The following is a 24,803-nucleotide window of genomic DNA, read 5'->3' on the forward strand; positions in this document are numbered from 1 at the left end:
CATTTATGTGGTTGTTATGTTGCTCTCATGCATCGCGCGATGTCAGTCAATGCCGTGATCGACTGAGAGTTCGCGCGTTGTGCATGGACCTCGCTCTCTTCACTGAGGCGTCATTGGCATGCTTCGCAAGTCGGATCGTCCACGCCGCAGAACGCGATGTCGGTTGCGGGAATCGCGTTCATCTGCGCCTTTGCTGCGGCAGCCGCTGCGTCGAGTGCGCTCATGCCCGAAGGTGCATCGCTGCCCGACGACACCGCATTGAGGCGGCCCGACTGCACCGTGGATTTTTCGGCGTGCGTCGCGCTCTGCGTGCGCAGGTAGTAGGTGGTCTTCAGGCCGCGCAGCCATGCGAGCTTGTAGGTGTCGTCGAGCTTCTTGCCCGATGCGCCGGCCATGTAGATGTTGAGCGACTGCGCCTGGTCGATCCACTTCTGGCGACGCGAGGCAGCTTCGACGAGCCATGTGGTTTCCACTTCGAACGCGGTGGCGTAGAGCGCCTTCACGTCTTGCGGCACGCGGTCGATCGGGCGCAGCGAACCGTCGAAGTGCTTCAGGTCCATCACCATCACGTCGTCCCACAGGCCCAGGCGCTTCAGGTCGCGCACCAGGTAGTGGTTGATCACGGTGAACTCACCCGACAGGTTCGACTTGACCGAGAGGTTGCCGAAGCACGGCTCGATGGAGGCGTCGACGCCGATGATGTTCGAGATGGTCGCGGTCGGTGCGATGGCCACGCAATTGGAGTTGCGCATGCCGTCGGCCTTGATCTTCTGGCGCAGCGCGTCCCAGTCGAGGGTGGCCGAGCGGTCGACCTCGACATAGCCGCCGCGTGCTTTTTCAAGCAGGTCGAGCGTGTCGATCGGCAGGATGCCCTTGTCCCACAGCGAGCCCTTGTAGCTCGAGTACTTGCCGCGTTCCTTGGCCAGCTCGGTCGAGGCCCAGTAGGCGTGGTAGCAGATGGCTTCCATCGACTCGTCGGCAAACTGCACGGCTTCTTGCGAGGCGTAGGGAATGCGCAGTTCGTACAGTGCGTCCTGGAAGCCCATCAGGCCCAGGCCGACCGGACGGTGGCGCAGGTTCGAGTCGCGCGCCTTCTTCACGGCGTAGTAGTTGATGTCGATCACGTTGTCGAGCATGCGCATCGCGGTCGAGATCGTGCGCTTGAGCTTTTCCTGGTCGACCTTGCCGTCCTTCAGGTGCTGCAGCAGGTTCACGGAACCCAGGTTGCAGACGGCGGTTTCGGTGTCGCTGGTGTTCAGCGTGATCTCGGTGCACAGGTTCGACGAGTGAACCACGCCGGCGTGCTGCTGCGGCGAGCGCACGTTGCAGGCGTCCTTGAATGTGATCCAGGGATGGCCGGTCTCGAACAGCATCGTGAGCATCTTGCGCCACAGGTCCGATGCCTGGATGGTGCGGGCGGGCTTGATCTCGCCGCGCGCCGCCTTTTCTTCGTAGGCGACATACGCCTTCTCGAAGTCGGCGCCGAACAGGTCGTGCAGGTCGGGCACGTTGGACGGCGAGAACAGCGTCCAGGTGCCCTTTTCCATCACGCGGCGCATGAAGAGGTCGGGAATCCAGTTGGCCGTGTTCATGTCGTGCGTGCGGCGGCGGTCGTCGCCGGTGTTCTTGCGCAGTTCCAGGAACTCCTCGATGTCGAGGTGCCAGGTTTCAAGGTACGTGCAGACCGCGCCCTTGCGCTTGCCGCCCTGGTTCACCGCCACGGCGGTGTCGTTCACCACCTTGAGGAACGGCACCACGCCCTGCGATTCGCCGTTGGTGCCCTTGATGTGGCTGCCCAGTGCGCGCACGCGGGTCCAGTCGTTGCCCAGGCCGCCCGCAAACTTCGAGAGCAGGGCGTTTTCCTTGATCGACTCGTAGATGCCGTCCAGGTCGTCGGGCACGGTGGTCAGGTAGCAGCTGGACAGCTGCGAGCGCAGCGTGCCGGCGTTGAAGAGCGTGGGCGTGCTCGACATGAAGTCGAACGAAGACAGCACTTCGTAGAACTCGATGGCGCGGGCTTCGCGGTCGATTTCGTTCAGCGAGAGGCCCATGGCCACGCGCATGAAGAAGGCTTGCGGCAGTTCGATGCGCGACTTGCGCACGTGCAGGAAGTAGCGGTCGTACAGCGTCTGCAGGCCGAGGTAGTCGAACTGGTTGTCGCGCTCGGCCTTGAGCGCCGCGCCCAGGCGGGGCAGGTCGTACTGCAGCAGCTTCTCGTCGAGCAGTTCGTTCTCGACGCCCTTCTTGATGAACTGCGGGAAGTAGTCGGCGTAGGTCTGCGCGCGCTCGGCGGGCATGACTTCGCGGCCGATGATTTCCTTGAAGATCGTGTGCAGCAGCAGGCGGGCGGTCGCGAAGGTGTAGTCGGGGTCCTTCTCGATGAGCGTGCGGGCGGCCAGGATCGAGGCCTTGTACACCTCGTCGAGCGGCACGCCGTCGTACAGGTTGCGCATCGTCTCGGCGACGATCGGTGCGGCGCTGATGCCGTCGCCCAAGCCTTCGCAAGCCGATTCGATCAGGCCCTTGAGTTCGTTCAGGTCGAGCGCCACGCGCTCGCCGCGGTCCAGCACGTGGAGCAGCGGCGCAGCCGGCGTTTCCTGCGTGCCTTGCTTGGAGCGCTCTTGCGTGCGGCGTTCGCGGTACAGCACGTAGGCGCGCGCAATTTCGTGGTGGCCGCCGCGCATGAGGCCGAGCTCGACCTGGTCTTGCACGTCTTCGATGTGGAAGGTGCCGCCGCCCGGACGCGAGCGGACCATGGCGCGGATCACGCCTTGCGTGAGGGCGTCGACCGTTTCACGCACGCTGGCCGAAGCCGCGCCCTGGGTGCCGTGCACCGCCAGGAAGGCTTTCATCATCGCGATGGCGATCTTGTTGGGTTCGAAGGGAACCACGGCGCCGTTGCGGCGGATGATCTGGTAGTGCGCGAGGTTCTGACCGGTGGGCGAGCCAGCAGTGTCTCGTTGCTGCTGCTGCGGCGTCGAGGGAACGGCACGCGGGGTCGATGGGGTGTTCAGGGCTGTTTGCATTCGCTTCCTCTCGGTGTGGCAATTCTTGTTGGGTGGCAATGCCTTGGCGGGGCATTGCGCCGGTGCGTGATGACCGGACGGAAGACACTATATCTAGGGTGCGAAGCGTCTACAACCACTAGATGTAGTGTTTTTTGAGATATTCAACACAGTGGCGTATTTGTTTGGGCGCGGCACTCGGCCAGCGATGCCCATGAATACTGGCCTATGGTCGCGCAACCCGCGCGGGCTGTGGCTTGCAAGCGGATTTGGGCCTGCAAGGCGCATGGTTGCTGGAGGCGCGCTCCAAATTTTAGAGATTGCTGCGGCGCAAGAACGCCGCATCGCATACCGCCGACCGATTAAAAAAATTAGAGCGGCAGCACCTGTTCGGGGAACATCCGCGGACTCCAGCCGAGCTGCCCGCGCAGCAATTGCCAATCGAAGCCCGCGCCCGGATCCTGTTTGCGGCCCGGCGCAATGTGCTCGTGGCCCGCGATGAACGCGATGGCGTAGTGCTGCGCAATCGCCGCGCAAAGGCTGGCCAGCGTTTCGTATTGGGCCTCGTCGAAAGGCTGGCCTTCCAGGCCTTCGAGCTCGATGCCGATCGAATCGTCGTTGCAGTTTTCGCGGCCGCGCCAGGACGAGACGCCGGCATGCCAGGCGCGATCGTCGCAGCTCACGAACTGCCAGAGTTCACCGTTGCGCCGCACATAGAAGTGCGAGGAAACCTGCAGGCCGCGAATGGATTGGAAGTAAGGGTGCGCGTCCCAGTCGAGCTGGTTTGCGAAGAGCTGCTGCACCGCATCGCCGCCATATTCGCCGGGCGGCAGGCTGATGGAATGCAGCACGATCAGGTCGGTCTGCGCGCCTGCCGGTCGCGGGCCGAAATTCGGCGATTGCAGCGCCTTTGCAAAGCGGTACCAGCCGGCGCGCCAGAGGCCGTCGTCGCCGCTTGCGTTCGACGTTGCTGCTTCAATCGTCGGCATTGCTCGCGGTACCTTCGTCGCCGTTGGGCGTGGTGATGCCCAGGCGCGCGATGCGATAGCGGATCTGGCGCAGGCTCATGCCGAGCCGTGCGGCTGCGGCGGTGCGGTTGAAGCCGCTTTCATGCAGCGCACGCACCAGAATTTCGCGCTCCTGCTGGTCGAGATAGGCCTGCAGGTCGGACGGCAAGGGCGGCGGTGCGGTCTTGGGTTCAACGAAGGCGGCCGCGGGTGCTGCAGCGGCGGGCGGTTCGCCGTCGTCCGGCGGCGGAGAAGGCGAGGGCGCCGAAGCCGCAAGCCCCGCGACGGCTGGCTGTCCACCGCCCATCAGGTCCAGGTGCAGTTCGTCGCCGTCGTTGAGCGCCACGGCGCGGTGCAGCAGGTTTTCGAGTTCGCGCACATTGCCGTGCAGCGGATGCTGCGCGAGACGGTGCAGCAGGTCGCCGGAAAGATGCGGCACCGGCAGTCCGCCGTCGTGCGCAATGCGCGCGAGCAAAGCGGCGCACAGGGCCGGGAGGTCCTCGCGCCGGTCGCGCAGCGCGGGCACCGCAATCTCGATCACGTTGAGCCGGTAGAACAAGTCCTGGCGAAAGCGGCCCGCATTGACCTCGGCGTGCAGGTCCTTGTGCGTGGCGCTCACGATGCGCACGTCGACCGCGTCTTCCTGCGTGGAGCCGATGGAGCGCACGCTGCGCTCCTGGATCGCGCGCAGCAGCTTGGACTGCATGGCCAGCGGCAGGTCGCCGATTTCGTCGAGGAACAACGTACCGCCTCGCGCGGCTTGGAAGTAGCCATCGCGGTCTTGCGACGAGCCGGTGTACGAGCCCTTGCGTGCGCCGAAGAATTCGGCCTCGAGCAGGTTCTCCGGAATGGCGCCGCAGTTGACCGCAACGAACGGGCCGTCGCTGCGCTGGCTGCAGGCGTGCACGGCGCGCGCCACCAACTCCTTGCCGGTGCCCGATTCGCCGCGCACCAGCACGGGCGCCATGCCGCGCGCCACCTTGGCAATGCGCGACTTGACCAGGCGCATCGGCTCCGAGTTGCCCACCAGCCGCTCGAGCGCCGCAATGCCGCTGCCTGTCACGCCGGGCGTGTCGCCGGCACGTTCGCCCTGTGCCGCCGGTGCCGCTTTCGTGGTCTTGGCGGGCGCGGCCTGCTGCGCCTGCACGGCGGAGGCAACCACGGCGCGGAACTGCTTCAGGTCGACGGGCTTGGTCAGGTAATCGAACGCGCCGGCTTTCAGCGCCTCGACCGCGTTCTCGGCGGAGCCGTACGCCGTCATCACCACGCAGCGCTCGGTGCGCTGGTCTTTCTGGATGCGATGGATGATTTCCATGCCCTGGCCGTCGGGCAGCCGCATGTCGGTGATCACCGCATCGAATTGCCCGGCCTCCAGGTGCTCCCATGCTTCCGAAACGCTGCCCGCGGCTTCCACGCGGTAGCCCTCGCGCAGCAGCGTGAGTTCGTACAGCGTGCGCAGGTCGGGCTCGTCGTCGATGACCAGGATGTTGGCCGGGCGCTGCAGGGAAGGGGGATTGGGAGTGCTCACGGCGCTATTGTGTCAGCCGGATTTCGCTGGGAGCGAAGCTGACGAAGAATTCGTTGCCTTCGGGTCCGCCCGCCACAAGCGCCCGGCGCTCGTAGCCGATGGTGGCGCCATGGCGCCGGCACAGCTCGCGGCACAAGAACAGGCCGAGTCCGCTGGAGCGGCTTTCGGAAGAGAAAAACGGCTCGAACAAATGGCGCTGCACCGCGGGCTCCAGCGGCGCGCCGTCGCTCCACACCTGCAGGCTCGGCCGGCCTGAGCTTCCGCGCTGCGTGGTGGTGACGACCTGGATCGAGCCCTCGCGCTTGCCGGCGTAGCGCGCCGCGTTGTCCAGCAGGTTCACGAGCAGCCGGCGCAGGTGCTCGACGTCGAAGCGCACCTCGCTGTCGGCGGCATCGAGCGTGATGAGAACGCCCGGGCGCTGCGTCTGGCGCACCCATTCTTCGGCGAGGGCGCGCACGGCGGGGTCGAGCGCGACCTGCTCGCCGAGCGAAAGAACGCGCTGCTGGCGTGCACGTGAAACGTCGAGCACGTCGTCCACGATGCGTGCGAGACGCTGGGCGTTGTGCTGCACCATGCTGGTCAGCTTTCGGTGCGCGGGATCGGTGAGGTCTTCGTTGAGCAGCGCGCTGGCTTGCGTGATGGCGGCCAGCGGATTGCGGATTTCATGTGCCACTGCAGCCGACATGCGGCCCATTGCCGCCAGCTTCTCGGTGCGGATGCGGGCCTCGAGTTCGCGCAGGTCTTGAAGGAACATCACGCACAGGCTGTCCACGCGCTGGTCGCTGGTGGGCGTGAGCCGCGTGCGCACGCGTACCTCGCGTGCCGCGCCGCGCGCTTGCGCCACCGGAATTTCTTCGGATTGCGGCGCCCGTCGCGCAAAGGTCTGGCGCGCCAGCGCGGCCAGCGCATGCCACGCGGGCTGCGTGTGCAGCGCAAAGGGCAGGGGGAGCTTGGCCAGGCCTTGCCCGAGGATGGCATCGGCGGCCGGATTGGCCGCGTGCACCAGGCCTTCGGCGTCGATCACCAGCACGCCCTCGCTCAGCGTTTCGATCACCAGGTCGTTCACTTGCGCCTGCATTTGCGCACTGCTGCGGTTGCGCTCGGCGGTGGCTTCTTCTCGTGCGAGCCGGCGTGCGAGTTCGTGCGCCAGCAGCGCCACCACGAAGAGCCCGGTGCCCGTGAGCGCCGCCTGCACGAAGCGGGTGGACGAATCGCCGGGCTGCTGGAGCCAGTGCCAGCCCGCATCCGCCAGCAACAGCAGCGTGACAGTGGCCGTGGTGCCCAGGCCCACGGTCACCGTGCCGAGCACCGCGCTCATGAGCACCGGCAGTGCGAACAGCGGCGTGTAGTTGATGTTGCCGCCTTGCAGCACCTGGAGCGCGGTGAAGGTGCCCAGGTCGATGCCGATGGTGACGAACCAGAGCGCCGCAAAGCCCCGGATCGGCGGCGTGAAATGCGCGTAGCGCGCACCCAGCCAGGTCGCCGCCAGGTAGCCCGCCGAAAGCGCAATGGCCAACGGCTGCATTGTCTGTCCGAGTGCGAAGGAAACGCCCTGCAACAGCACGAGCACCAGCGCCACGAAGCAGCGCGCCGCCATGAAACCGCGCCACAGCCGCAGCAGCGCGGCGCTTTCGCTGCGGCCCGGCTCGAGCACGTCCCAGTCGGTGACGGCCTCGCCGCGCGACCAGAGAGACGAGCTCATGGAGGCAGCACCCGTTCAGCCGCGCTCGGCGGCCTCACGGTGCGCAGCGCTGCAGTAGACCGCGTCGCCCGGGCCGCCGAGCGCATCGCTCGCAGGCAGGTGCAAGCCGCAATGCGCGCAGCGCAGCATGGCCTTGGGTGCGGCCGGTGCGGCGGGCTGGCGCTGGGCGCGGGCTGCCTTTTCGCGCTGCGCGTCGCGCATTTCTTCGCGGCGGTTCTTGCGCCAGAGCCAGATTGCCACCCAGAGCACCGCGAGGACGAGCAGGTATTTCATGCCGTGCCGCGCGCCAGCACCACTTCGAGCACAAAACGCGAACCCACATAGGCCAGCAGCAGCAAGGCGGAGCCGGCATACAGCACGCGGCGCGCCGTGCGGCCGCGCCAGCCGAAGCGCGCGCCCCCCACCAGCAGCACGGCAAAGCTCATCCACGCCAGCACCGAGAACACTGTCTTGTGGTCCCACTTCCAGGCGCGCACCGTGGCTCCGTACAGCGTTTCGCTGAACAGCAGGCCCGCCAGCAGCGTGGCGGAAAGCAGAACGAACCCCGCCGTGACAAAGCGGAAGGTGAGCCGTTCGAGCGTGAGCAGCGGCACCCCGGCCTGCGGCTCGGTGGCGAGGCGAATCTGCTTTTCAGCCCGTGTGATCAGCCAGGCATGCACGACAGCTGCGCCGAACAAACCATAGGACGCAATTCCGAGCGCCAGGTGCAGCGGTAGCCAGGGCGATGCCGAAACGTGCAGCGGCGTGCCGGGAAACAGAACGGCCAGCACCACCGCGGCCGCGCCTAGCCAAGCCAGCGCCCGCCGAACTTTCAGTTGCGGGTACATGCGGCTTTCGACCGCGTAGACGGTAAGCACCAGCCATGCCGTGACGGAGAGCGCCGGCGCAAAGCCGAAGCGCGGCTGGCTGCCGATCAGGCCGTGGGCCAGCACCGCGGCATGCAGCAGCCATGCGAGCCCCAGGGCCCACTGGGTGGCTTTTCGACTCAGGCGGGCGCCCGCGGCGGCGGCAAATCCGTAGGCAGCCGCGGTGGCGATGCCCAGCGCCACGGCAAGTGGGGAGGGGATCGCTAAAATCATTGCAGGAGTGTAATAGGCTCGCCCCCAGTCTTCGCGCACATCGTGGCGCATCGCCAACCCGCTGCCGGGGCAACACCTGCGGTTCGGCAAAGCCGTTCTGGCGGTGTTTCGCGAATGGGCGCAGGCGGCCGACACTCACATCAGTTACCACTTCCCAATGACCCGCCGCGGCGGGCAGCAAGGCATTTCTTCCATGGCCACCGCCCTCTCAGAAAAATTCTCCCGCCTCGTCAAGACGATGAGCGGCCAGGCGCGCATTACCGAAAGCAACGTGCAGGACATGCTGCGCGAAGTGCGCATGGCGCTGCTCGAGGCCGACGTGGCGCTGCCCGTAGTGCGCGACTTCGTCGCCCGCGTGAAGGAAAAGTCACTTGGCCAGGAGGTGCTGGGCTCGCTCAAGCCGGGTCAGGCGCTGGTCGGCATCGTCAACCGCGAACTCGCGGCCACCATGGGCGAGGGCGTGTCCGACATCAACCTTGCGGCCCAGCCGCCGGCGGTGATCCTGATGGCCGGCCTGCAGGGCGCGGGCAAGACCACCACCACCGCCAAGCTGGCCAAGCACCTGATCGAAAAGCGCAAGAAGAAGGTGCTGACCGTGTCGGGCGACGTGTATCGGCCCGCCGCCATCGAGCAGCTCAAGATGGTGACCAAGCAGGCCGGCGCCGAATGGTTCCCGAGCACGCCGGACCAGAAGCCGCTCGACATTGCACGCGCCGCGCTCGACCATGCCAAGCGCCATTTCTTCGATGTGCTGCTGGTCGACACGGCCGGCCGCCTCGCCATCGACGAAGTGCTGATGACCGAAATCAAGCAGCTGCACGGCGCGCTCGACCCCGTCGAAACGCTGTTCGTGGTCGATGCGATGCAGGGCCAGGATGCGATCAACACCGCCAAGGCCTTCAAGGATGCGCTGCCGCTCACCGGCATCATCCTGACCAAGACCGACGGCGATTCACGCGGCGGCGCGGCGCTGTCGGTGCGCCAGGTCACGGGCGTGCCGATCAAGTTTGCCGGCACGAGCGAGAAGATCGACGGCCTGGAGGTGTTCGACGCCGAGCGCCATGCCGGCCGCATCCTGGGCATGGGCGACATCGTTGCGCTGGTCGAGCAGGTCACGGCCGGCGTCGACGTGGCGGCGGCGCAGAAGCTCGCGGCCAAGGTCAAGAGCGGCGCGGGCTTCGACCTGAACGACTTTCTCGGCCAGCTGCAGCAGATGAAGCAGATGGGCGGCCTCTCCAGCCTGATGGACAAGCTGCCGCAGCAGATGGCCGCCAAGGCCACCGAGGCCGATATGACCCGCGCCGAGCGCGACATCCGCCGCAAGGAAGGCATCATCCAGAGCATGACGCCGCTGGAGCGCCGCAAGCCCGAACTGCTCAAGGCCACCCGCAAGCGCCGCATCGCGGCCGGCGCCGGCGTGCAGGTTCAGGAAGTGAACCGCCTGCTCAACGAGTTCGAGCAGATGCAGGGCATGATGAAGAAGATGAAGGGCGGCGGCCTCATGAAGATGATGAAGAAGATGGGCGGCATGAAGGGCATGGGCGGAATGGGTGGCCCGGGCGGTCCGAAGTTGCCGTTCTGAGCCCACGCATATATATAGATAGACAGAAGCCCGCCCGGGACATTCCCCGGCGGGCTTCGTCGTTTTCAGGTCTGCACCTCGTAGACCGTCGCGTGCGCCTCCACGGGCGCCGGCAGCTCCCAGCGATGCAGCATCCGCTCGATGCCCGCGTTCGACAGCGTCGTGTCGCGCTCCCGGTTGCGGCGCATCAGCTCGGGGTGCGGCACCTCCAGGTACACCAGCTCGATCCGGGCGTGATACGCCCAGAGCAGATCCAGCGTCTTGGTGCGCATCTGCTGGCTCAGGTGCGTGGCATTCCAGACGAAGCGCTCCTGCTTGCGCAGCAGCGCCTTGGCCCCATCGACCGCATGGTGTGCGGCCAGCCCGTCGTTCTCGCCGTGCTTCAACCCCAGTTCGGCACGCGCATCGTCGAACGACACGACCGGCCAGCCCTTGCGGTGCTGCGCCACCCAGTGGTTCTTGCCGCTCGCGGGCAGGCCGCACATCACCGTGACCTGCGACCCCGCAGCCTGGAACAACGGGTAGTCGGGACTGGTGTCCGCGCCTCGGAAGTAAGCCAGGCGCGTGTGGGCATCGGCCATTTGGCGAGAGCCTTCCCAGCAGCCTTCTTCCCGGGCCAATTCCTCGAAAAGCGCGATGTCGGCCATGCTGTCTGCGCGCTTCTCGTAGTGGCGCCCGAGCATGTCGCAGCGCGCCACGCAGCACAGGTCGGGCAGGCTCAGTTCCCACGAGAGCTTGTGCACCAGCCACTCGGGTCGCACCCCCTTGCGCGAGGCGAAGGCGTGGAACGGTACCTGGTGCACCGCGATGATCCGGCACACGGCTTCGCGCAGCGCGAACGGCACGCGGGCCTTCCACATCAGCACGCGCACATCGACCGAGCCGCGGCGCGAATGGCCCGGCTGGCCGATACGGCCGCTGGCTTCGTCGATCACGGTGGTGTCCGGCTTGGCGATGTCGTGCAGCAGGCAGGCCATGAACAGCACGAAGCGGACGTCGGCGCCGGCACGCTGGTAGTGCGGATCCTGCATCAGCGCGTCCAGCACCATGCGCGTATGGATGCCGACGTTGCCTTCGGCGTGGTAGTGCGGGTCTTGCGGCGTCTCTTCAAGGCGCAGCAGGGCCGGCAGCAGTTCGCAGCACTCGGCCCAGTCGTAGCCCTGCGGAGGCGTCGGCACCAGTGCGCGCAAGTCGTCGTAGGTCATCGCGGCCTCCTTGTTGTTGTCAGTTCTGCGGGGTCGCGGAACGTGCGTAGCCCCAGGTCTTGCCAGCCCACTTGCGGCGTCGGCGCGTAGAGGTCGACACCTCGCGCGAGCTGGTTGGGCAGCACGGGCCGGCGGCTGTGGTGCGAGCCCGAGTCGAGGATGGTCTGCACGAAATCAGGCCGCACCCACTTGTAGCGGCCGGTCACCTCGCCCTGCGACTCGGTCTTGAGGTACAGGCCCTCAGCCAAGTCGGACAGGTCGGTCTGCTGCCGCACGAGCTCGAGCGGCTGGCCTTCCTGCATCACGGCCTGTTCGAAGGCCACTTTCCAGCCGGCGCTGCGCGCGAGCGATGGCCGCACGAGCGAGCGCAGTGCCTTCGCCTGGTGCGGCATCTCGCCTTCGTAGAGCACGGGTACCGAAAGTACCGGGCTGCCGTCGAGCAATGCGTGCCGTGCGGGTGTCGACAGGAAGCACTGCGCTTGGCGATCGTAGAGGTCGAACTCCAGAAAGAACGCGGGCAGCCGGTCGTACCAGCAGCTGTGCTTTGCAAAGCACCACTCGCCGTACATCACATAGCGGTCCTCGAGCCGTTCGAGCAGCGTCGGCTCGTGCGCGGCAGCCCAGTGCTTGAACAGGTTGAACTGGCGCTCGCTGGCGCCGCCCGCGAGATAGTGGCCGCGCGATTGCAGCAGCAGCTCGCCCCCAGAGGTGAACGACACGGCCGCATTGGCGCCATCGAGCTTTTCCTCGATGACCACATGCTGGCCCTGCAGCGCGGACAACGGCGTCTGGCCATCGTCGGTGTCGCCGGCCTGCAAGCGCGAGCCTTCCAGATGCGCAGTACGCGGGTACTTGAGCAGCGGAACGGATGAAAGAGAAGAGAGAGGGAACACGTTGTTCTCCAGATGCAAATCAGGAAGAACCGACAACGTGCGGGAGCGAAGCTGGAAGAGAGATCGACTCGGCGGCCGCAGCAAGCGGGCCGTGCCTGGTCAGTGAGGGAACGCAGCTAGGCGCCCGACATGACCAGCGAGTGGTGTTGTCGGCGTCAGAGGGTGGTGACGGCGAATCGGGGCACTTGGCGCTCCAGGGGATCGAGGGATCCGTGGGTTGAAAAAAGGAAGGCGCGATTCTAGCCACGCACCATAAAAAAAGCCGACCCTGAGGCCGGCTTTTTTTGGGGCTGTGTCTTCAGCGCATCAGGCTGTGGCCAGTGCCGCGGGACGCGCAAGGCGCACCGCATGCATCCAGGCGCGGCGCAGCACGGCCGGCGAACGCGACTCTTCGGGAATCAACAGGAAGCCGCGGTCGCGCAGCGACGTGCCCAGGGCGATCTGGCTGGTCAGCACCGTGAGCGGAATCGCCAGCAGCAGCGGCAGGCCAACGGGCATGAGCCAGATCAGCGCGCTCGGGTCGATCATTGCAACGCCCAGGGCCAGCGCACCGACCACGATGCTCATGGGAGCGAGTTGCGACACGGCAACCTTCCACGGCACGGCAGCGGCTTCACGCGGGGGCGACTTCCAGTCGAGCTTGATGCCGGTGAGGGCAACCAGCACGAACAGCGAGTGAGCCAGCATGCGAACCGGCGCTTGCACGATGGCCAGGGCGCTTTCGAGGACCGAGCTCTTCACCAGGCCCCACAGGCCGCCGTACTGGCGTTGTTCGCCGCGCATCAGCACGGCGGCAATGCCGAGCACGCGGGGCAGGAACAACAGGCACAGGGTCCAGATCCACAGGCCGGCCAGTTCCGCCGGCAGCACGCTCCAGCTGGAGATGAGGCTCGAGCCGCTCAGCCACAGCGCGGTGCCGAGCGTCAGGAAAGCCAGCCACAGCGGTGCCGAGACATAAGCCATGGTGCCGGTCACGAACATCGCGCGGTGCACCGGGTGAATGCCGGGCTCGGCCATCAGGCGGGCGTTCTGCAGGTTGCCCTGGCACCAGCGGCGGTCGCGCTGCAGCTCGGCCAGCAGGTCCGGCGGTTGCTGCTCGTAGCTGCCGACCAGATCGGCGCAGAGCCACACGTTGTAGCCGGCGCGGCGCATCAGCGCGGCTTCGACGAAGTCGTGCGACATGATGCCGCCCGACATGCCGCCGGTGCCCTTGATGGGGGCCAGCGCGCAGTGCTTCATGAAGGGCTCGACGCGGATGATCGCGTTGTGGCCCCAGTAGTGCGATTCGCCCAGTTGCCAGAACTGCATGCCCAGCGTGAACAGGCGGCCCGTCACGCGGGAAGCGAATTGCTGCGCGCGGGCATGCAGCGTCACGTGGCCGATGGCCTGCGTGGCGGTCTGGATGATGCCGGCGGTCGGGTTGGCTTCCATCAGCTTGACCATCGAGGTCAGGCAGTCGCCGCTCATCACGGAGTCGGCGTCGAGCACCACCATGTAGCGGTAGTCCTTGCCCCAGCGGCGGCAGAAGTCGGCCACGTTGCCGGCCTTGCGGTGCGTGCGGCGGGTGCGAAGGCGGTAGTACACCTCGACCTGCGGCTGGTTCGGGCTGTCGGCCAGTGCGGCGCGAAGGTCTTCCCAGGCGGCGCGCTCGGCGGCGGCGGTTTCGGGGTTGTAGCTGTCGGACAGCACGAACACGTCGAACTGCTTGGCGTGCCCGGTGGCAGCAACCGATTCGCAGGTGGCGCGCAGGCCGGCGAACACCGTGGCAACGTCTTCGTTGCAGATCGGCATGATGATGGCGGTGCGTGCCTCGGGGTTCATCGGGTGGTTGGCCACCTGCTTGACCGACAGGGCGTGCTTGTCACCGCGCACCGAGACGTAAAAGCCCATGAGCGCCGTGACAAAGCCGGTGACGACCCAGCCCGAAAGCAGGCCGTACAGGCCGATCTGGCCGTATTCGAGCCAGATGTTGTCGTAGTCGGGTTGCACGCCGGCAAACAGCGCGGACGCAATCACGGTGCTCAGCAGCGTAAGCGCCATGAAGGCGAAGCGGCGCTGCGCCGCGGCGCGCTGCCACGGCTGCTTGACCTGCTCGCTGGCTTCGGCGGTTTCGCGCTCCGGCTTGCCGCCGGCGCCGAGCTTGACCAGCAAGGCGGTGCCAATGCTGTTCCAGAAGCCGCGCCAGGGGCGGGGCGCCATGGAGCCGCGGTTGACCGGCGGAGCGGTCACGGAATTGGGGTGGCGTTCTTCGCGCACCGGGCTGCGGTGCGAAAAGTCGGCTTCGGTCAGCACGTTCAGTTGGGAGAAGTCGTTTGGCTTCATGTGTGATTTACCAACGTTGCTTGTCGAGGGAAGGGGTGTCGCCAATGGCAGGAAAGCGCTTGATCACGCAATCCGGTTCGGCGCCGCCCGCGCTTGCGAGCGCGGCCAGCGAATGACCGGCGGCACGGGGCCGCACGGGGGAAAACTGCTTTTGACGCAGGCCGTCGCGCTGCTGGCGCAGTGCGAAAGATGGGCTGTTGAGTGCTGTCATGCCTGTACAGGGGCAAACCCTGTGCCAGGTAGAAAAACCCCTTTCAGATCAACAACTTGGCGCGATCTGAATGCGGTTTTCGGGGTTGGAGCCGTTTGGGAGGCTCCGAAACCTCTGTTTTTGTCGCCGAATCCCGACAAGCCTGGCAGGCAGTCGGGAAAGAGCCTTTCAAATCAACAACTTAGCGCCGTCGCTAGTCAGCGACAGGCTCGCTACCCGGAGCGACAGGGTCGGCCTTGAAGTGGCCCGGCGTGAGTTCATGCTTTTGCAGAAGCCGGTAGAACTCGGTGCGATTGCGGTCGGCCAGGCGGGCGGCGTCGGCCACGTTGCCGTCGGTGAGCTTGAGCAGCCCGACCAGGTAATCGCGCTCGAAACGCTGCTTGGCCTCGGCATAGGTCTGGACCTCGACCGTCGGCACGCGCAGCGCCCGCTGCACCAGCGCCAGCGGAATGAGCGGCGAGCTCGACAGCGCGCAAACCTGCTCCACCACGTTGTAGAGCTGCCGCACATTGCCCGGCCAGGCGGCTGTGGCCAGCGCCTTCAGCGCCTCGGGCGCAAAGCCCGAGAGCCGCTTGCCGTACTTGGTCGACAGCTTCTGCAGGAAGTGGTTGGCCAGCAGCGGTATGTCTTCGCGGCGCGCCGACAGCGGCGGCAGCGTGAGCGTGACCACGTTCAGGCGGTAATAAAGGTCTTCGCGGAACTGGCCTGCTTCCATGGCCGCGTCCAGGTCGCGGTGGGTGGCCGAGATGATGCGCACGTCGACTTCGATCGACTGGCTGGCGCCCAGTGGCCGTACCGCGCGCTCCTGCAGCACGCGCAGCAGCTTGACCTGCAGCGCGGGCGGCATGTCACCGATTTCGTCCAGCAGCAGCGTGCCGCCGTCGGCCTGCTGGAACAGGCCCTTGTGGTTGGCATGCGCGTCGGTGAACGCGCCCTTCATGTGGCCGAACAGTTCCGACTCGAGCAGCGCCTCGGGAATGGCGCCGCAATTGACCGCCACGAAGGGCTTGTCGGCGCGAGCGCTCGCCCGGTGGATGGCGCGCGCCAGCAGCTCCTTGCCCGCGCCGCTGTCGCCGCGCAGCAGCACCGAGGCGTCCGACTTGGCGACCATGCGCGCCTCGGCCAGCAGCTCGGACATGCGGTTGCTGCGGCTCACGATTTCGGCACGCCAGCTTTCGTCACCGGCCTTGGCGGGCGTGCTGGCGGGAGCGCCGAGTGCCAGCGCCTGGGCGATCTTGTCGAGCAGCTCGCGGCCGTCGTACGGCTTGGTGAGATAAGTGAACACGCCGCGCGCCGTGGCCTCCACGGCATCGGGAATGGTGCCGTGCGCGGTGAGCAGGATCACCGGCAGGGAAGGATGGCGTTTCCTGATCTCGTCGAACAGCTGGAGTCCGTCGCGGCCGGGCAGCCGCACGTCGCTGAGCACCAGCTGCGGATGCTCGATCTCGAGCTGCGTAAGCGCGGTTTCGGCCGAGGTCACGGCCGTGACCTGGTAGCCGACCGAACTCAGCCGCATCGAAAGCAGCCGCAGCATGTCCGGGTCGTCGTCCACCACCAGCAGGCGCGCGCCGGTCGTGCTCATCGAGGGAACTCTTTCTGCAACCGCTGGATGTTCATGGGGTGGGCTTGGGGCCGTTGGGTGGGGGCAGGGTCGGTGCCGGCGCGTTCGGGCGCGCAAAGCTGCGCTCGATGGCGCGCAGCGCTTCGATGCGGTCGTTCAGCTGGTCGATGCGGCGCTGGCTTTCGCGCAGCTGCTGCACCTGCTTGTCGCGGTCGTCTTCGACGCGGCGCTGTTCCACGTAGCGCGCGGCCAGTGCGCGCGCGAGCGGCTGCAGCGGCTGCGCTTCGGGTGAGGGGTTGGCCGCCACGCGCTGCATCAGCCCAAGGGCGCGCGCCAGGTCGGCCGGCACGCGCGTCTGCGCAAGCAGCAGCGCCAGCTGCATCTGTGCGCTGGGCGAATCGCCCGGATCGCCGGCGCGGGTGATCTCGGCGCTCAGCTCGGCGCCGCCCAGCGGACGCACCTTGTCGGCATAGGCCAGCATCGCCGCCACGGGGCCTTGAGTCATCAATGTGAAGAGCGATGCCGGCTGCGTGGCCGGCGCCTTGGGCTCGGCCTCCACGGGCATCACGCGCGGCACCACGGGCGGCGGCGGCAGGGCGGTGGCCTCGGCCGGGGGCTCGGGTTGCGTCGCGCAGGCGGCCAGCAGCAGGACGAAAGGCACGGCCATCGCCCCGTAGAAGGTCGAACTGCGGACGAACGAAAAAGACATGGATCGACGAAGGAAAGACAAAAGGCAGTGTTTCAGGTGGATGCCCGGAGGCTTCACGAAGGATTCGCGGTGGGTTGTTCTGGAGGCTGGATCCGGGATCAGGCCGTGCGCGGCAGTTCGATGCGAAAACGCGCGCCAGGCCCGCTCGGCTGCAGGGTGATGCGGCCCCCATGGGCAGCAATGTACTCCTGCACGATGGAAAGGCCGATGCCGGTGCCCTTGACCGCATGCTCGGGTTGGCGTTCGCCCCGGTAGAACGGCTCGAAAATGCGGTCGCGGTCGCTTTCGGCAATACCCGGGCCGGCGTCATTGACATCGATGCAGGCCGAATCCGGCGTGCTCGACACCACGATATTGATGACTCCGCCGCGCGCCGAATAGCGGATGGCGTTGGACAGCAGGTTTGCAATGGCGGTGCCGAGCTTGGTGCGGTCCACCGTGACGGTGAGCGGTTCGCCCTCTGCGCGTACGCGCAAGCCGTGCGCTTGCCACTGCAGGCGCTGCGCCTCGATCTGTTCCTCGATCAGCGGCAGCAACTCGGTGCGTTCGCGGCGCAGCTCGCGCGCCTCGAAGGCCGCGGCATTGAAGCGCAGCAGCGCCTCGATCTGGCCCTGCAGCGACACGGTGTTCTGGTTCAGGATTTGCGCCACTTCCAGCTGGGCCGGATTCAGCGGGCCCGTCACCCCGTCTTCGAGCAGCGAAACGCCTTCCCTCAGCGCGGCCAGCGGCGTTTTCAGCTCATGCGATACATGGCGCAGGAAGCGCGCCTTGTCGGCGTCCAGTTCAGTCAGGCGCAATCGCAGCCACTCCAGCTGCTGCGACACGCGCCGAATGTCGGCCGGACCGCGAATGTCGATCGGCTCGTCGAGCCGGTTTTGCCCGAGGCCGACGATGGCGTGCTCCAGCCGCTTGAACGGGCGCGCCAGCCAGATGCCAAAAGCCAAGGCCAGAGACACGGCGAGCACGCTGGCGGCGATCACCTCGCGCATGAGGCGGCGGCGCGCGTTCTCGATGCGCTTGGCCAGCGCGTCGTTCTGCGTTTCGATGAGGAACTGCGCCTGCTGCGCCAGGTTGGTGTTCAGCGAATCGAGTTCGCGGAACTGCATGGCCATGGTGCTTTCGCGCGAGAGCGCGCTGTCGGCGCTTCCGCTCATCAGGCCTTCGATCACGCCGAGCTGGGCGCGCCACATCTGGATGCCCGCCGGCGCAAGGCCGTTGTTCTCGAGCCGTTCGAGCACCTGGTGCGCTTCACGCGCGGCATCGTCGAAGCGGCGGCGCAGCACGGCGTCGTTCAGCACCAGCGACTGGCGACCGGCGCGCTCCATGGCTGCGCTGCGCTCGGCCAGCGACTGGGCCGCGCCCGAGAGCCGCAGCGCACGGGCGGCCGCATCGCGGCTCTGGCTCATGAGCGCGTCGTACTGGAACACAGAGCGCAGCACCACGCCCACCAGCAAGGCGGTGATGAGCAGGAATGCGAAAAGAAGGAGCTGCTGGAACGAGCCCCGCGTCGATGGCCGCTTCGCCATCAGGCGGCGAGCGCGGCCGGAGCCGGCGCCGTCGACGTTTCGCGCGTGGCCACTTCGCCGCGCAGCGTGTAGGCGAGCGAGCGCGTGATGCGCAGGTCGGCCATCTGCCCGACGAGCCGTGCGTCGCCTTCGAAGTTGACCACGCGGTTGCACTCCGTGCGGCCCATCAGCTCGTTTGCGTCCTTGCGCGAAGCGCCTTCGACCAGCACGCGCTGCGTGGTGCCTACGAGCGCGTCGCCGAAGCGGCGCACGTTGCCGTCGATCACGCGCTGCAGCGTTTGCAGGCGCGCAAGCTTCACCGCATGCGGCGTGTCGTCGTGCAGCGCCGCGGCCGGCGTGCCGGGGCGCGGACTGAAGATGAAGCTGAAGCTGTTGTCGAACTGGCAGTCGTCGATCAGCTTCATCATCTTGGCAAAGTCTTCGTCGGTCTCGCCCGGGAAGCCGACGATGAAGTCGCTGGAGAGCGCAAGCTCGGGCCGGATGGCGCGCAGCTTGCGCACCGTGCTCTTGTATTCCATGGCGGTGTAGCCGCGCTTCATGGCCATCAGGATGCGGTCGCTGCCGTGCTGCACGGGCAGGTGCAGGTGGCTCACGAGCTGCGGCACCTTGGCGTAGGCCTCGATCAGCCGTGGGGTGAATTCGTTCGGGTGGCTGGTCGTGTAGCGGATGCGCTCGATGCCGGGGATTTCGGCCACGTACTCGATGAGCAGCGCGAAGTCGGCAATTTCCGCCGTATCGCCCATGCGGCCGCGGTAGGCGTTCACGTTCTGCCCCAGCAGCGTGACCTCGCGCACGCCCTGGTCGGCCAGGCCGGCAATCTCCACCAGCACGTCGTCCAGCGGGCGGTTCACTTCTTCGCCGCGGGTGTAGGGCACCACGCAGTAGCTGCAGTATTTGGAGCAGCCTTCCATGATCGACACGAACGCCGTAGCGCCCTCCACCCGTGCGGGCGGCAGGTGGTCGAACTTCTCGATCTCGGGAAAGCTGATGTCCACCTGCGGGCGGTCCAGCCGCTCGCGGTCGTTCAGCATTTCGGGCAGGCGGTGCAGCGTTTGCGGGCCGAACACGATGTCGACGTAAGGCGCGCGCGCGATGATGGCATCGCCCTCCTGGCTGGCCACGCAGCCGCCCACGCCGATCTTCACGCCCTTGGCCTTCAGGTGCTTCACGCGGCCCAGGTCGGAGAACACCTTCTCCTGGGCCTTTTCGCGCACCGAGCAGGTGTTGAACAGGATCAGGTCGGCCTCGTCCACGTTCTGGGTGGGCTCGTAGCCCTGCGCGGCGTTCAGCACATCGGCCATCTTGTCCGAGTCGTACTCGTTCATCTGGCAGCCGAAGGTTTTGATAAAGACTTTTTTGCTCATGGGGTGCTCTCTTGGCCCTCCCGAGCGGGAAGGCGGAATACCGGACGCGCGCGGCGTCCGGAAGCGCGGCGGGCGAGGGCCCGCTGGCATTTTTATTGCGTGTTGACGGTGTCGTTCGTGGTGAACGGCCAGATGTTCAGGAGCGGCTTGTCGAGCGATTCGCGCCTGGCAACGGCTTCGTCGGGCGTCAGGATCCAGACCTCGCGCAGCAGGCCTGCTGCGTCACGCGTGTAATTGACCAGGTATTTCTGACCCGTGATGGCACTCGACATGACCAGCATGTTCTGGGCGCTGCGAATGCGTCCGCCCGGCGCCATGCGGTCAGGCTTGCCGTCGAGTTCGACGTCGACCCCGTCGATCACCATGAACTTGCCGCGCAGCGTGCCGACCGGGAACGTACGGCCGCCCACGAGCGACTCGTTCTGCGTCTGCGGCCGGGGAATGTCGGCCTGGGCCGCCGCGTCAATGGAAAAAAGGCTTGCAGCTACTGTGCAAAGCGCTATGAAAGTGAGAGCATTCGTGGGTTTCTTGCAGCGGTTCATGGGGTATATCCAGAGGCTGTGGAGCGGCGATTTTAGCGGCGAGGTTGAATTCGGCCTTGCGCCTGCCACAGCGGGTTGTGCACGGGCCATTGCGTTGCCGCTTTACTTATCTTTACGGTACCCGTCGACACTGTGAACTGGCCGCTGATCCAATAGCCGCTGTCAGCCCAAAGTGCACAAAAAATCCATGAAGAAAAAACTCGTCTTCGCCCTTGCAGGTGTGTCGATCGTAGCCGCCGCAGGATGGTGGTGGAGCGGATCTGGCGATCGGCTTGCCGCAGGCAGCGCCAAGCCTGCCGCGGGCGCCAAGGGCGTGGCACCCGCCGACGGCGCGCCGCCGGCACTGGTAACGCTCGCAACCGCCGTGCGGCAGGACGTGCCGGTCACGGTCCAGGTCAACGGCAGCGTGGTGTCCCTCAACAGCGTCGATCTCCGGCCGCAGGTCACCAATACCGTGGCGGCGGTGCACGTAAAGGAAGGGCAGTTCGTCAAGGAGGGCCAGTTGCTCTTCACGCTGGACGACCGCAATGACCAGGCCAACCTGGCCCGCGCCCGCGCGCAGCAGAAGCGCGACGAGGCCACGCTGGCCGACCTGGAGCGCCAGTACAAGCGCAGCCAGGAACTGCTGGCGCAGAACTTCATTTCGAAGAGCGCCACCGACGCCACGCTGTCGCAGCTCGAGGCGCAGCGCGCCGCGGTGGCGGCCGACCGCGCCGCGGTGCAGTCGGCGCAAGTGGCGCTGGGCTATGCCACGCTGCGTGCGCCCATCGCGGGGCGCATCGGCGCCGTCAACATCTATCCGGGCACGCTGGTGCAGCCCACGCTGTCCCTCGTCACCATCACGCAGCTCGATCCCATTGCGGTGAGCTTCCCCGTGCCCGAGGCCAATCTGCAGGACCTGCTGGCCGCCGCGCGCAGCCGCGCCAAGGTCGAGGCGCTCGTGACCGGCCGGCGCGAGCCGCTGAGCGGGGTGCTCAATTTCGTCGACAACACGGTCGACCCGCAGATCGGCACCGTGCGCGCGAAGGCGGTGTTCGACAACGGCGACCAGAGCCTGTGGCCCGGCCAGTTCGTGGGCACGCGCATCACGGTGCGCACGCTGGCAGGCGCCACCGTGGTACCGGCCGCGGCGCTCATGATGCTGCCCGACGGCGCCTCGCTCTACGTGGTGGACCAGGCCGGCACCGCGGCGCGCCGCAAAGTCCAGGTGCTCTATACCTTCGGCACGAAGGTGGCGGTGAGCGGCGTCGAGCCGGGTGAGCAGGTGGTCATCGAGGGCAGCCAAAACGTGCGCCCGGGCGGCAAGGTCCGCGTCGACGCAAAGGCCGCGCCGGCGGGCACGACCGGCGTCACACCGGGCAGCGCGGCCTCGTCGGACGTCAAGACCCCGCGGGAACGCGCATGAACATCTCGGAGCTGTGCATCCGCCGTCCCGCCATGACGGTGCTGTTGTCCGCCGCGGTGGTGGTGGCGGGCATCTTTGCGTATTTCAGCATTCCGGTCGCCGCGCTGCCGAGCTACAACACACCGGTCATCAACGTGAACGCCCAGTTGCCGGGGGCAAGCCCCGACACCATGGCCTCGTCGGTGGCGCTGCCGCTCGAGAAGCAGTTCTCGACCATTCCGGGCCTGCAGACCATCAGCTCGGTCAACACCCAGGGCGTGAGTTCGATCACGCTCGAGTTCGTGAGCAGCCGCGACATCGATGCCGCCGCCGTCGACGTTCAGGCCGCGCTGCTGCGCGCCCAGCGCCAGTTGCCGCAAGAGCTCACGCAGCTGCCTTCGTACCGCAAGGTGAATCCAGCCGATGCGCCGGTGCTGTTCATCGCGCTCATTTCGCCGTCGATGAACCCCTCGGAGCTCAACGACTATGCCGAGAACCTGATCTCGCCCACGCTCTCCACCATCGACGGCGTGGCGCAGGTGGCCGTGTACGGGCGCAAGGCCTTCGCGGTGCGCATCAAGGCCAATGCCGATCTGCTGAACGCACGCAACATCACGCTCGACGAACTTGCCAGGGCGGTGAATTCGGCCAACGCCAACACGCCGGTCGGCACGCTCGACGGTCCGCGCCAGACCCTCACCATCCAGGCCAACCGGCAGCTCACGAAAGCCGAAGACTTCGCCAAGCTGATCATCGGCCAGCGCAACGGCGCCCCGGTGCGGCTCGACGAAGTGGCCACCATCGAAGACAGCTTCGAGTCGGTCAAGACCGCCAGCAGCTTCAACGGCCAGAGCTCCATCTCGCTGGCTGTGCAGCGGCAGCCGAATGCCAATACCGTGGAGGTGGTGGACGCGGTGCGCGCACTCATTCCGCGCTTCAAGGCGGAGCTTCCGCAATCGGTCGAGATCCACATGGTGAACGACCGCTCGCTGTCCATCCGCGAGGCGGTGCACGACGTGCAGCTCACGCTGCTGGGCACCATCGCGCTGGTGGTCATGGTGATCTTCCTGTTCCTGCACCGGCTGGTGGCCACGCTGATTCCGGCCGTCACGATCCCGATCTCGCTCATCGGCGCGGTGGCGCTGCTCTATGCCTTCGGCTACAGCCTGGACAACGTGTCGCTGCTCGGCATCACGCTGGCCGTGGGCCTGGTGGTGGACGACGCCATCGTGGTGCTCGAAAACATCATGCGCTATGTCGAAAAGGGCATGGAGCCCTTCGCGGCGGCGCTGCGCGGCGCGCGAGAGGTGGGCTTCACCATCATCTCGATCTCGATCTCGCTGGTGGCGGTGTTCATCCCTATCTTCTTCATGCCGGGCGTGATCGGCCTGCTGTTCCACGAGTTTGCGGTGGTGGTGGCGCTGGCGGTGCTGGTGTCGGCCGTCGTGTCGCTCACGCTGGTGCCGATGCTCGCGAGCCGGCTGCTCAAGCACACGCCGCGGCCCGAAGGCGCGCTCGACCATGAAGAAGAGCATCCGGAACCCGGAACCGCCATCGGCCGCGCCTTCGAGCGCGGCTACCGCTGGGTGCACGGCACCTACATGCGAACGCTCGACTGGACTCTTGGCCACCGCACGCTGATGCTGCTTGTGGCCGGCGCCACGTTCGTCGTCACGGCCTGGTTGTTCGTTTCGATTCCGAAGGGCTTCTTCCCCGAAGAAGACATCGGCCAGATCCAGATCACCACCGAAGCGGCCGAAGACATTTCGTTCACCGCCATGAATGCGCTGCAGGAGCGCGTGGCCGCTTCGCTCCAGGCCGACCCGAGCGTGGCCTATGTGAGCTCGTTCGTGGGCGTGGGCGGTCCCACCGCCACGCAGAATTCAGGCCGTCTTTTTGCCGTGCTCAAGCCGCGCAGCGAGCGCCCCAAGATGGCCAAGGTGCTCGAATCGTTGCGCCAGCGCTTCCGTGAGATTCCAGGCATTGCGGTCTACATGCAGCCGGTGCAGAACCTGCGCCTGGGTGGCCGCCAGAGCAAGGCGCGTTTCCAGTACACGCTGCAAAGCGTGAACGCCGGCGAAATGGTGCCGTGGTCCACGCGGCTCATGGAGCGCATGCGCGCCGACCCGGTCTTTCGCGACGTGACCAGCGACTCGCAGAACCGCGGGCTGCAGGCCACACTCGAAATCGATCGGGACAAGGCCGGCGTGCTCGGCGTTGCGGTGGGTGACCTGCGCCTCGCGCTCTACAACGCCTATGGCGACCGGCAGATCGGCAGCATCTACGGCGCGAGCAACACCTACCAGGTGATTCTCTCGGCCGCGGACAGCGACCGGCAGTTCGAGGACGATGTTTCGCGCCTCTCGGTGCGCAGCACCACGGGGCGGCTGGTGCCGCTCTCGGCTTTCTCGACCGTCAAGCGCACGGTGGGGCCGACCTCGGTCAACCACCAGGGCCAGCTGCAGGCGGTGACGGTGTCGTTCAACCTCGCGCCTGATGTGCCGCTGGGCAACGCGACCGCGAAGATCGACCAGTTCAAGGAAGAGCTGAAGATGCCGCAGTCGATCATCACCACCTATGGCGGTGATGCGGCGGTGTTCCAGAGTTCGCAATCGAGCCAGGCCGTGCTGCTGGTGCTGGCCGTGCTGGTCATCTACGTGCTGCTGGGCGTGCTGTACGAAAGCTACATCCACCCGCTGACCATCCTGGCCGGGCTGCCGTCCGCGGCGGTGGGCGCGTTGATCTCGCTGAAGATATTCGGCTTCGACCTGACGCTGATCGCGACCATCGGCATCCTGCTCCTGATCGGCATCGTGAAGAAGAACGCAATCATGATGATCGACTTCGCGCTCGACGCCCAGCGCACCGAAGGCATGAAGCCGGTCGATGCTATCCGCGAGGCCTGCAGGCTGCGCTTCCGCCCGATTCTCATGACCACGTTGGCCGCGCTGATGGGCGCGCTGCCGCTTGCACTTGGCCTCGGCGCCGGTGCCGAGCTGCGTCAGCCGCTGGGTGTGGCGGTGGTGGGTGGGCTGATCTTCTCGCAGGTGATCACGCTCTACATCACGCCCGCGATCTACCTCGCGCTCGACCGCTACAGCGGCACCGGGCCGATGGTCGATCTGCCGGGCGAGGCCAAGACCGAAGCCGATGCCGCCGGGCACACGGCGTCGCACGCCTAGC

General features: G+C 66.6%; 18 protein-coding genes. 3 read left to right on the forward strand and 15 right to left on the reverse strand.

Annotated elements, in window-relative coordinates:
• Positions 1 to 110: 110 nt before the first annotated feature.
• The 6 genes from M0765_RS13185 to M0765_RS13210 all read right to left on the reverse strand — a co-directional run bounded on the left by M0765_RS13185 (position 111) and on the right by M0765_RS13210 (position 8,321).
• Positions 111 to 3,026, reverse strand: coding sequence for a ribonucleoside-diphosphate reductase subunit alpha (locus tag M0765_RS13185; RefSeq protein ID WP_258504068.1), 2,916 nt, complete (start codon positions 3,024 to 3,026; stop codon positions 111 to 113).
• A gap of 350 nt (positions 3,027 to 3,376) precedes the next feature.
• A complete protein-coding gene (ampD, locus tag M0765_RS13190) occupies positions 3,377 to 3,994 on the reverse strand; it encodes a 1,6-anhydro-N-acetylmuramyl-L-alanine amidase AmpD (protein WP_258504069.1) in 618 nt (205 codons plus the stop codon).
• Positions 3,981 to 5,540, reverse strand: coding sequence for a sigma-54-dependent transcriptional regulator (locus M0765_RS13195; protein ID WP_446751550.1), 1,560 nt, complete (start codon positions 5,538 to 5,540; stop codon positions 3,981 to 3,983). The genes ampD and M0765_RS13195 overlap by 14 nt, the downstream gene beginning before the upstream one ends.
• A 4-nt stretch (positions 5,541 to 5,544) precedes the next feature.
• Positions 5,545 to 7,242 (reverse strand): two-component system sensor histidine kinase NtrB, encoded by a 1,698-nt coding sequence (locus tag M0765_RS13200; protein WP_258504070.1) that lies wholly within the window; start codon positions 7,240 to 7,242, stop codon positions 5,545 to 5,547.
• 15 nt (positions 7,243 to 7,257) lie between these two features.
• Complete coding sequence (locus tag M0765_RS13205; protein ID WP_157612073.1) at positions 7,258 to 7,515, reverse strand: PP0621 family protein; 258 nt, start codon at positions 7,513 to 7,515, stop codon at positions 7,258 to 7,260.
• Positions 7,512 to 8,321 carry a cytochrome C assembly family protein gene (locus M0765_RS13210; RefSeq protein WP_258504071.1) on the reverse strand — a complete coding sequence of 270 codons (810 nt, stop codon included), beginning with the start codon at positions 8,319 to 8,321 and terminating at the stop codon, positions 7,512 to 7,514. The genes M0765_RS13205 and M0765_RS13210 overlap by 4 nt, the downstream gene beginning before the upstream one ends.
• 193 nt (positions 8,322 to 8,514) lie before the next feature.
• Between M0765_RS13210 and ffh the strand changes: the two genes are divergently transcribed.
• Entirely contained in the window at positions 8,515 to 9,903 is a 1,389-nt protein-coding gene (ffh, locus tag M0765_RS13215; RefSeq protein ID WP_258504072.1) for a signal recognition particle protein, read from the forward strand.
• 65 nt (positions 9,904 to 9,968) lie between these two features.
• On the opposite strand, the gene M0765_RS13220 is transcribed toward ffh, so the two are convergent.
• From M0765_RS13220 to M0765_RS13260, 9 genes are all read right to left on the reverse strand, one after another.
• On the reverse strand, positions 9,969 to 11,108 hold the full coding sequence (locus tag M0765_RS13220) for an AAA family ATPase (protein WP_258504073.1): 1,140 nt from the start codon (positions 11,106 to 11,108) through the stop codon (positions 9,969 to 9,971).
• Positions 11,105 to 12,001 carry an RNA ligase family protein gene (locus tag M0765_RS13225; RefSeq protein ID WP_258504074.1) on the reverse strand — a complete coding sequence of 299 codons (897 nt, stop codon included), beginning with the start codon at positions 11,999 to 12,001 and terminating at the stop codon, positions 11,105 to 11,107. The genes M0765_RS13220 and M0765_RS13225 overlap by 4 nt, the downstream gene beginning before the upstream one ends.
• A gap of 306 nt (positions 12,002 to 12,307) precedes the next feature.
• Positions 12,308 to 14,323 carry a glucans biosynthesis glucosyltransferase MdoH gene (gene mdoH / locus M0765_RS13230; protein WP_258504075.1) on the reverse strand — a complete coding sequence of 672 codons (2,016 nt, stop codon included), beginning with the start codon at positions 14,321 to 14,323 and terminating at the stop codon, positions 12,308 to 12,310.
• A 7-nt stretch (positions 14,324 to 14,330) separates the two neighbouring features.
• Positions 14,331 to 14,534, reverse strand: coding sequence for a hypothetical protein (locus tag M0765_RS13235; protein ID WP_126747965.1), 204 nt, complete (start codon positions 14,532 to 14,534; stop codon positions 14,331 to 14,333).
• Positions 14,535 to 14,727: 193 nt separating this feature from the next.
• Entirely contained in the window at positions 14,728 to 16,116 is a 1,389-nt protein-coding gene (locus tag M0765_RS13240) for a sigma 54-interacting transcriptional regulator (RefSeq protein WP_258504076.1), read from the reverse strand.
• A 31-nt stretch (positions 16,117 to 16,147) separates the two neighbouring features.
• Positions 16,148 to 16,804 (reverse strand): hypothetical protein, encoded by a 657-nt coding sequence (locus M0765_RS13245; protein WP_258504077.1) that lies wholly within the window; start codon positions 16,802 to 16,804, stop codon positions 16,148 to 16,150.
• 98 nt (positions 16,805 to 16,902) lie between these two features.
• Positions 16,903 to 18,330: a sensor histidine kinase gene (locus M0765_RS13250; RefSeq protein ID WP_157612079.1), complete on the reverse strand. Its 1,428-nt coding sequence runs from the start codon at positions 18,328 to 18,330 to the stop codon at positions 16,903 to 16,905.
• A complete protein-coding gene (gene miaB / locus M0765_RS13255; protein WP_258504078.1) occupies positions 18,330 to 19,694 on the reverse strand; it encodes a tRNA (N6-isopentenyl adenosine(37)-C2)-methylthiotransferase MiaB in 1,365 nt (454 codons plus the stop codon). The genes M0765_RS13250 and miaB overlap by 1 nt, the downstream gene beginning before the upstream one ends.
• A 92-nt stretch (positions 19,695 to 19,786) precedes the next feature.
• Positions 19,787 to 20,236 (reverse strand): hypothetical protein, encoded by a 450-nt coding sequence (locus tag M0765_RS13260; RefSeq protein WP_258504079.1) that lies wholly within the window; start codon positions 20,234 to 20,236, stop codon positions 19,787 to 19,789.
• Positions 20,237 to 20,423: 187 nt separating this feature from the next.
• Here M0765_RS13260 and M0765_RS13265 point away from each other — a divergent pair, with 187 nt between their 5' ends.
• A complete protein-coding gene (locus tag M0765_RS13265; RefSeq protein ID WP_258504080.1) occupies positions 20,424 to 21,641 on the forward strand; it encodes an efflux RND transporter periplasmic adaptor subunit in 1,218 nt (405 codons plus the stop codon).
• Positions 21,638 to 24,802, forward strand: coding sequence for an efflux RND transporter permease subunit (locus tag M0765_RS13270; RefSeq protein ID WP_258504081.1), 3,165 nt, complete (start codon positions 21,638 to 21,640; stop codon positions 24,800 to 24,802). Before M0765_RS13265 ends, M0765_RS13270 begins: the two co-directional genes overlap by 4 nt.
• Position 24,803: the final 1 nt, after the last annotated feature.

Source organism: Variovorax sp. S12S4 (assembly GCF_023195515.1).
Lineage (GTDB): Bacteria > Pseudomonadota > Gammaproteobacteria > Burkholderiales > Burkholderiaceae_C > Variovorax.

What these genes read in the sequence shown, in the direction of transcription:
- ffh (WP_258504072.1), top strand. Translation starts at nt 8,515, where the DNA reads ATGGCCACCGCCCTCTCAGAAAAATTCTCCCGCCTCGTCAAGACGATG.
- M0765_RS13205 (WP_157612073.1), bottom strand. Translation starts at nt 7,515, where the DNA reads ATGAAATACCTGCTCGTCCTCGCGGTGCTCTGGGTGGCAATCTGGCTC.
- ampD (WP_258504069.1), bottom strand. Translation starts at nt 3,994, where the DNA reads ATGCCGACGATTGAAGCAGCAACGTCGAACGCAAGCGGCGACGACGGC.
- M0765_RS13220 (WP_258504073.1), bottom strand. Translation starts at nt 11,108, where the DNA reads ATGACCTACGACGACTTGCGCGCACTGGTGCCGACGCCTCCGCAGGGC.
- M0765_RS13270 (WP_258504081.1), top strand. Translation starts at nt 21,638, where the DNA reads ATGAACATCTCGGAGCTGTGCATCCGCCGTCCCGCCATGACGGTGCTG.
- M0765_RS13245 (WP_258504077.1), bottom strand. Translation starts at nt 16,804, where the DNA reads ATGTCTTTTTCGTTCGTCCGCAGTTCGACCTTCTACGGGGCGATGGCC.
- M0765_RS13250 (WP_157612079.1), bottom strand. Translation starts at nt 18,330, where the DNA reads ATGGCGAAGCGGCCATCGACGCGGGGCTCGTTCCAGCAGCTCCTTCTT.
- mdoH (WP_258504075.1), bottom strand. Translation starts at nt 14,323, where the DNA reads ATGAAGCCAAACGACTTCTCCCAACTGAACGTGCTGACCGAAGCCGAC.
- M0765_RS13185 (WP_258504068.1), bottom strand. Translation starts at nt 3,026, where the DNA reads ATGCAAACAGCCCTGAACACCCCATCGACCCCGCGTGCCGTTCCCTCG.
- M0765_RS13265 (WP_258504080.1), top strand. Translation starts at nt 20,424, where the DNA reads ATGAAGAAAAAACTCGTCTTCGCCCTTGCAGGTGTGTCGATCGTAGCC.
- miaB (WP_258504078.1), bottom strand. Translation starts at nt 19,694, where the DNA reads ATGAGCAAAAAAGTCTTTATCAAAACCTTCGGCTGCCAGATGAACGAG.
- M0765_RS13240 (WP_258504076.1), bottom strand. Translation starts at nt 16,116, where the DNA reads ATGAGCACGACCGGCGCGCGCCTGCTGGTGGTGGACGACGACCCGGAC.
- M0765_RS13200 (WP_258504070.1), bottom strand. Translation starts at nt 7,242, where the DNA reads ATGAGCTCGTCTCTCTGGTCGCGCGGCGAGGCCGTCACCGACTGGGAC.
- M0765_RS13235 (WP_126747965.1), bottom strand. Translation starts at nt 14,534, where the DNA reads ATGACAGCACTCAACAGCCCATCTTTCGCACTGCGCCAGCAGCGCGAC.
- M0765_RS13260 (WP_258504079.1), bottom strand. Translation starts at nt 20,236, where the DNA reads ATGAACCGCTGCAAGAAACCCACGAATGCTCTCACTTTCATAGCGCTT.
- M0765_RS13210 (WP_258504071.1), bottom strand. Translation starts at nt 8,321, where the DNA reads ATGATTTTAGCGATCCCCTCCCCACTTGCCGTGGCGCTGGGCATCGCC.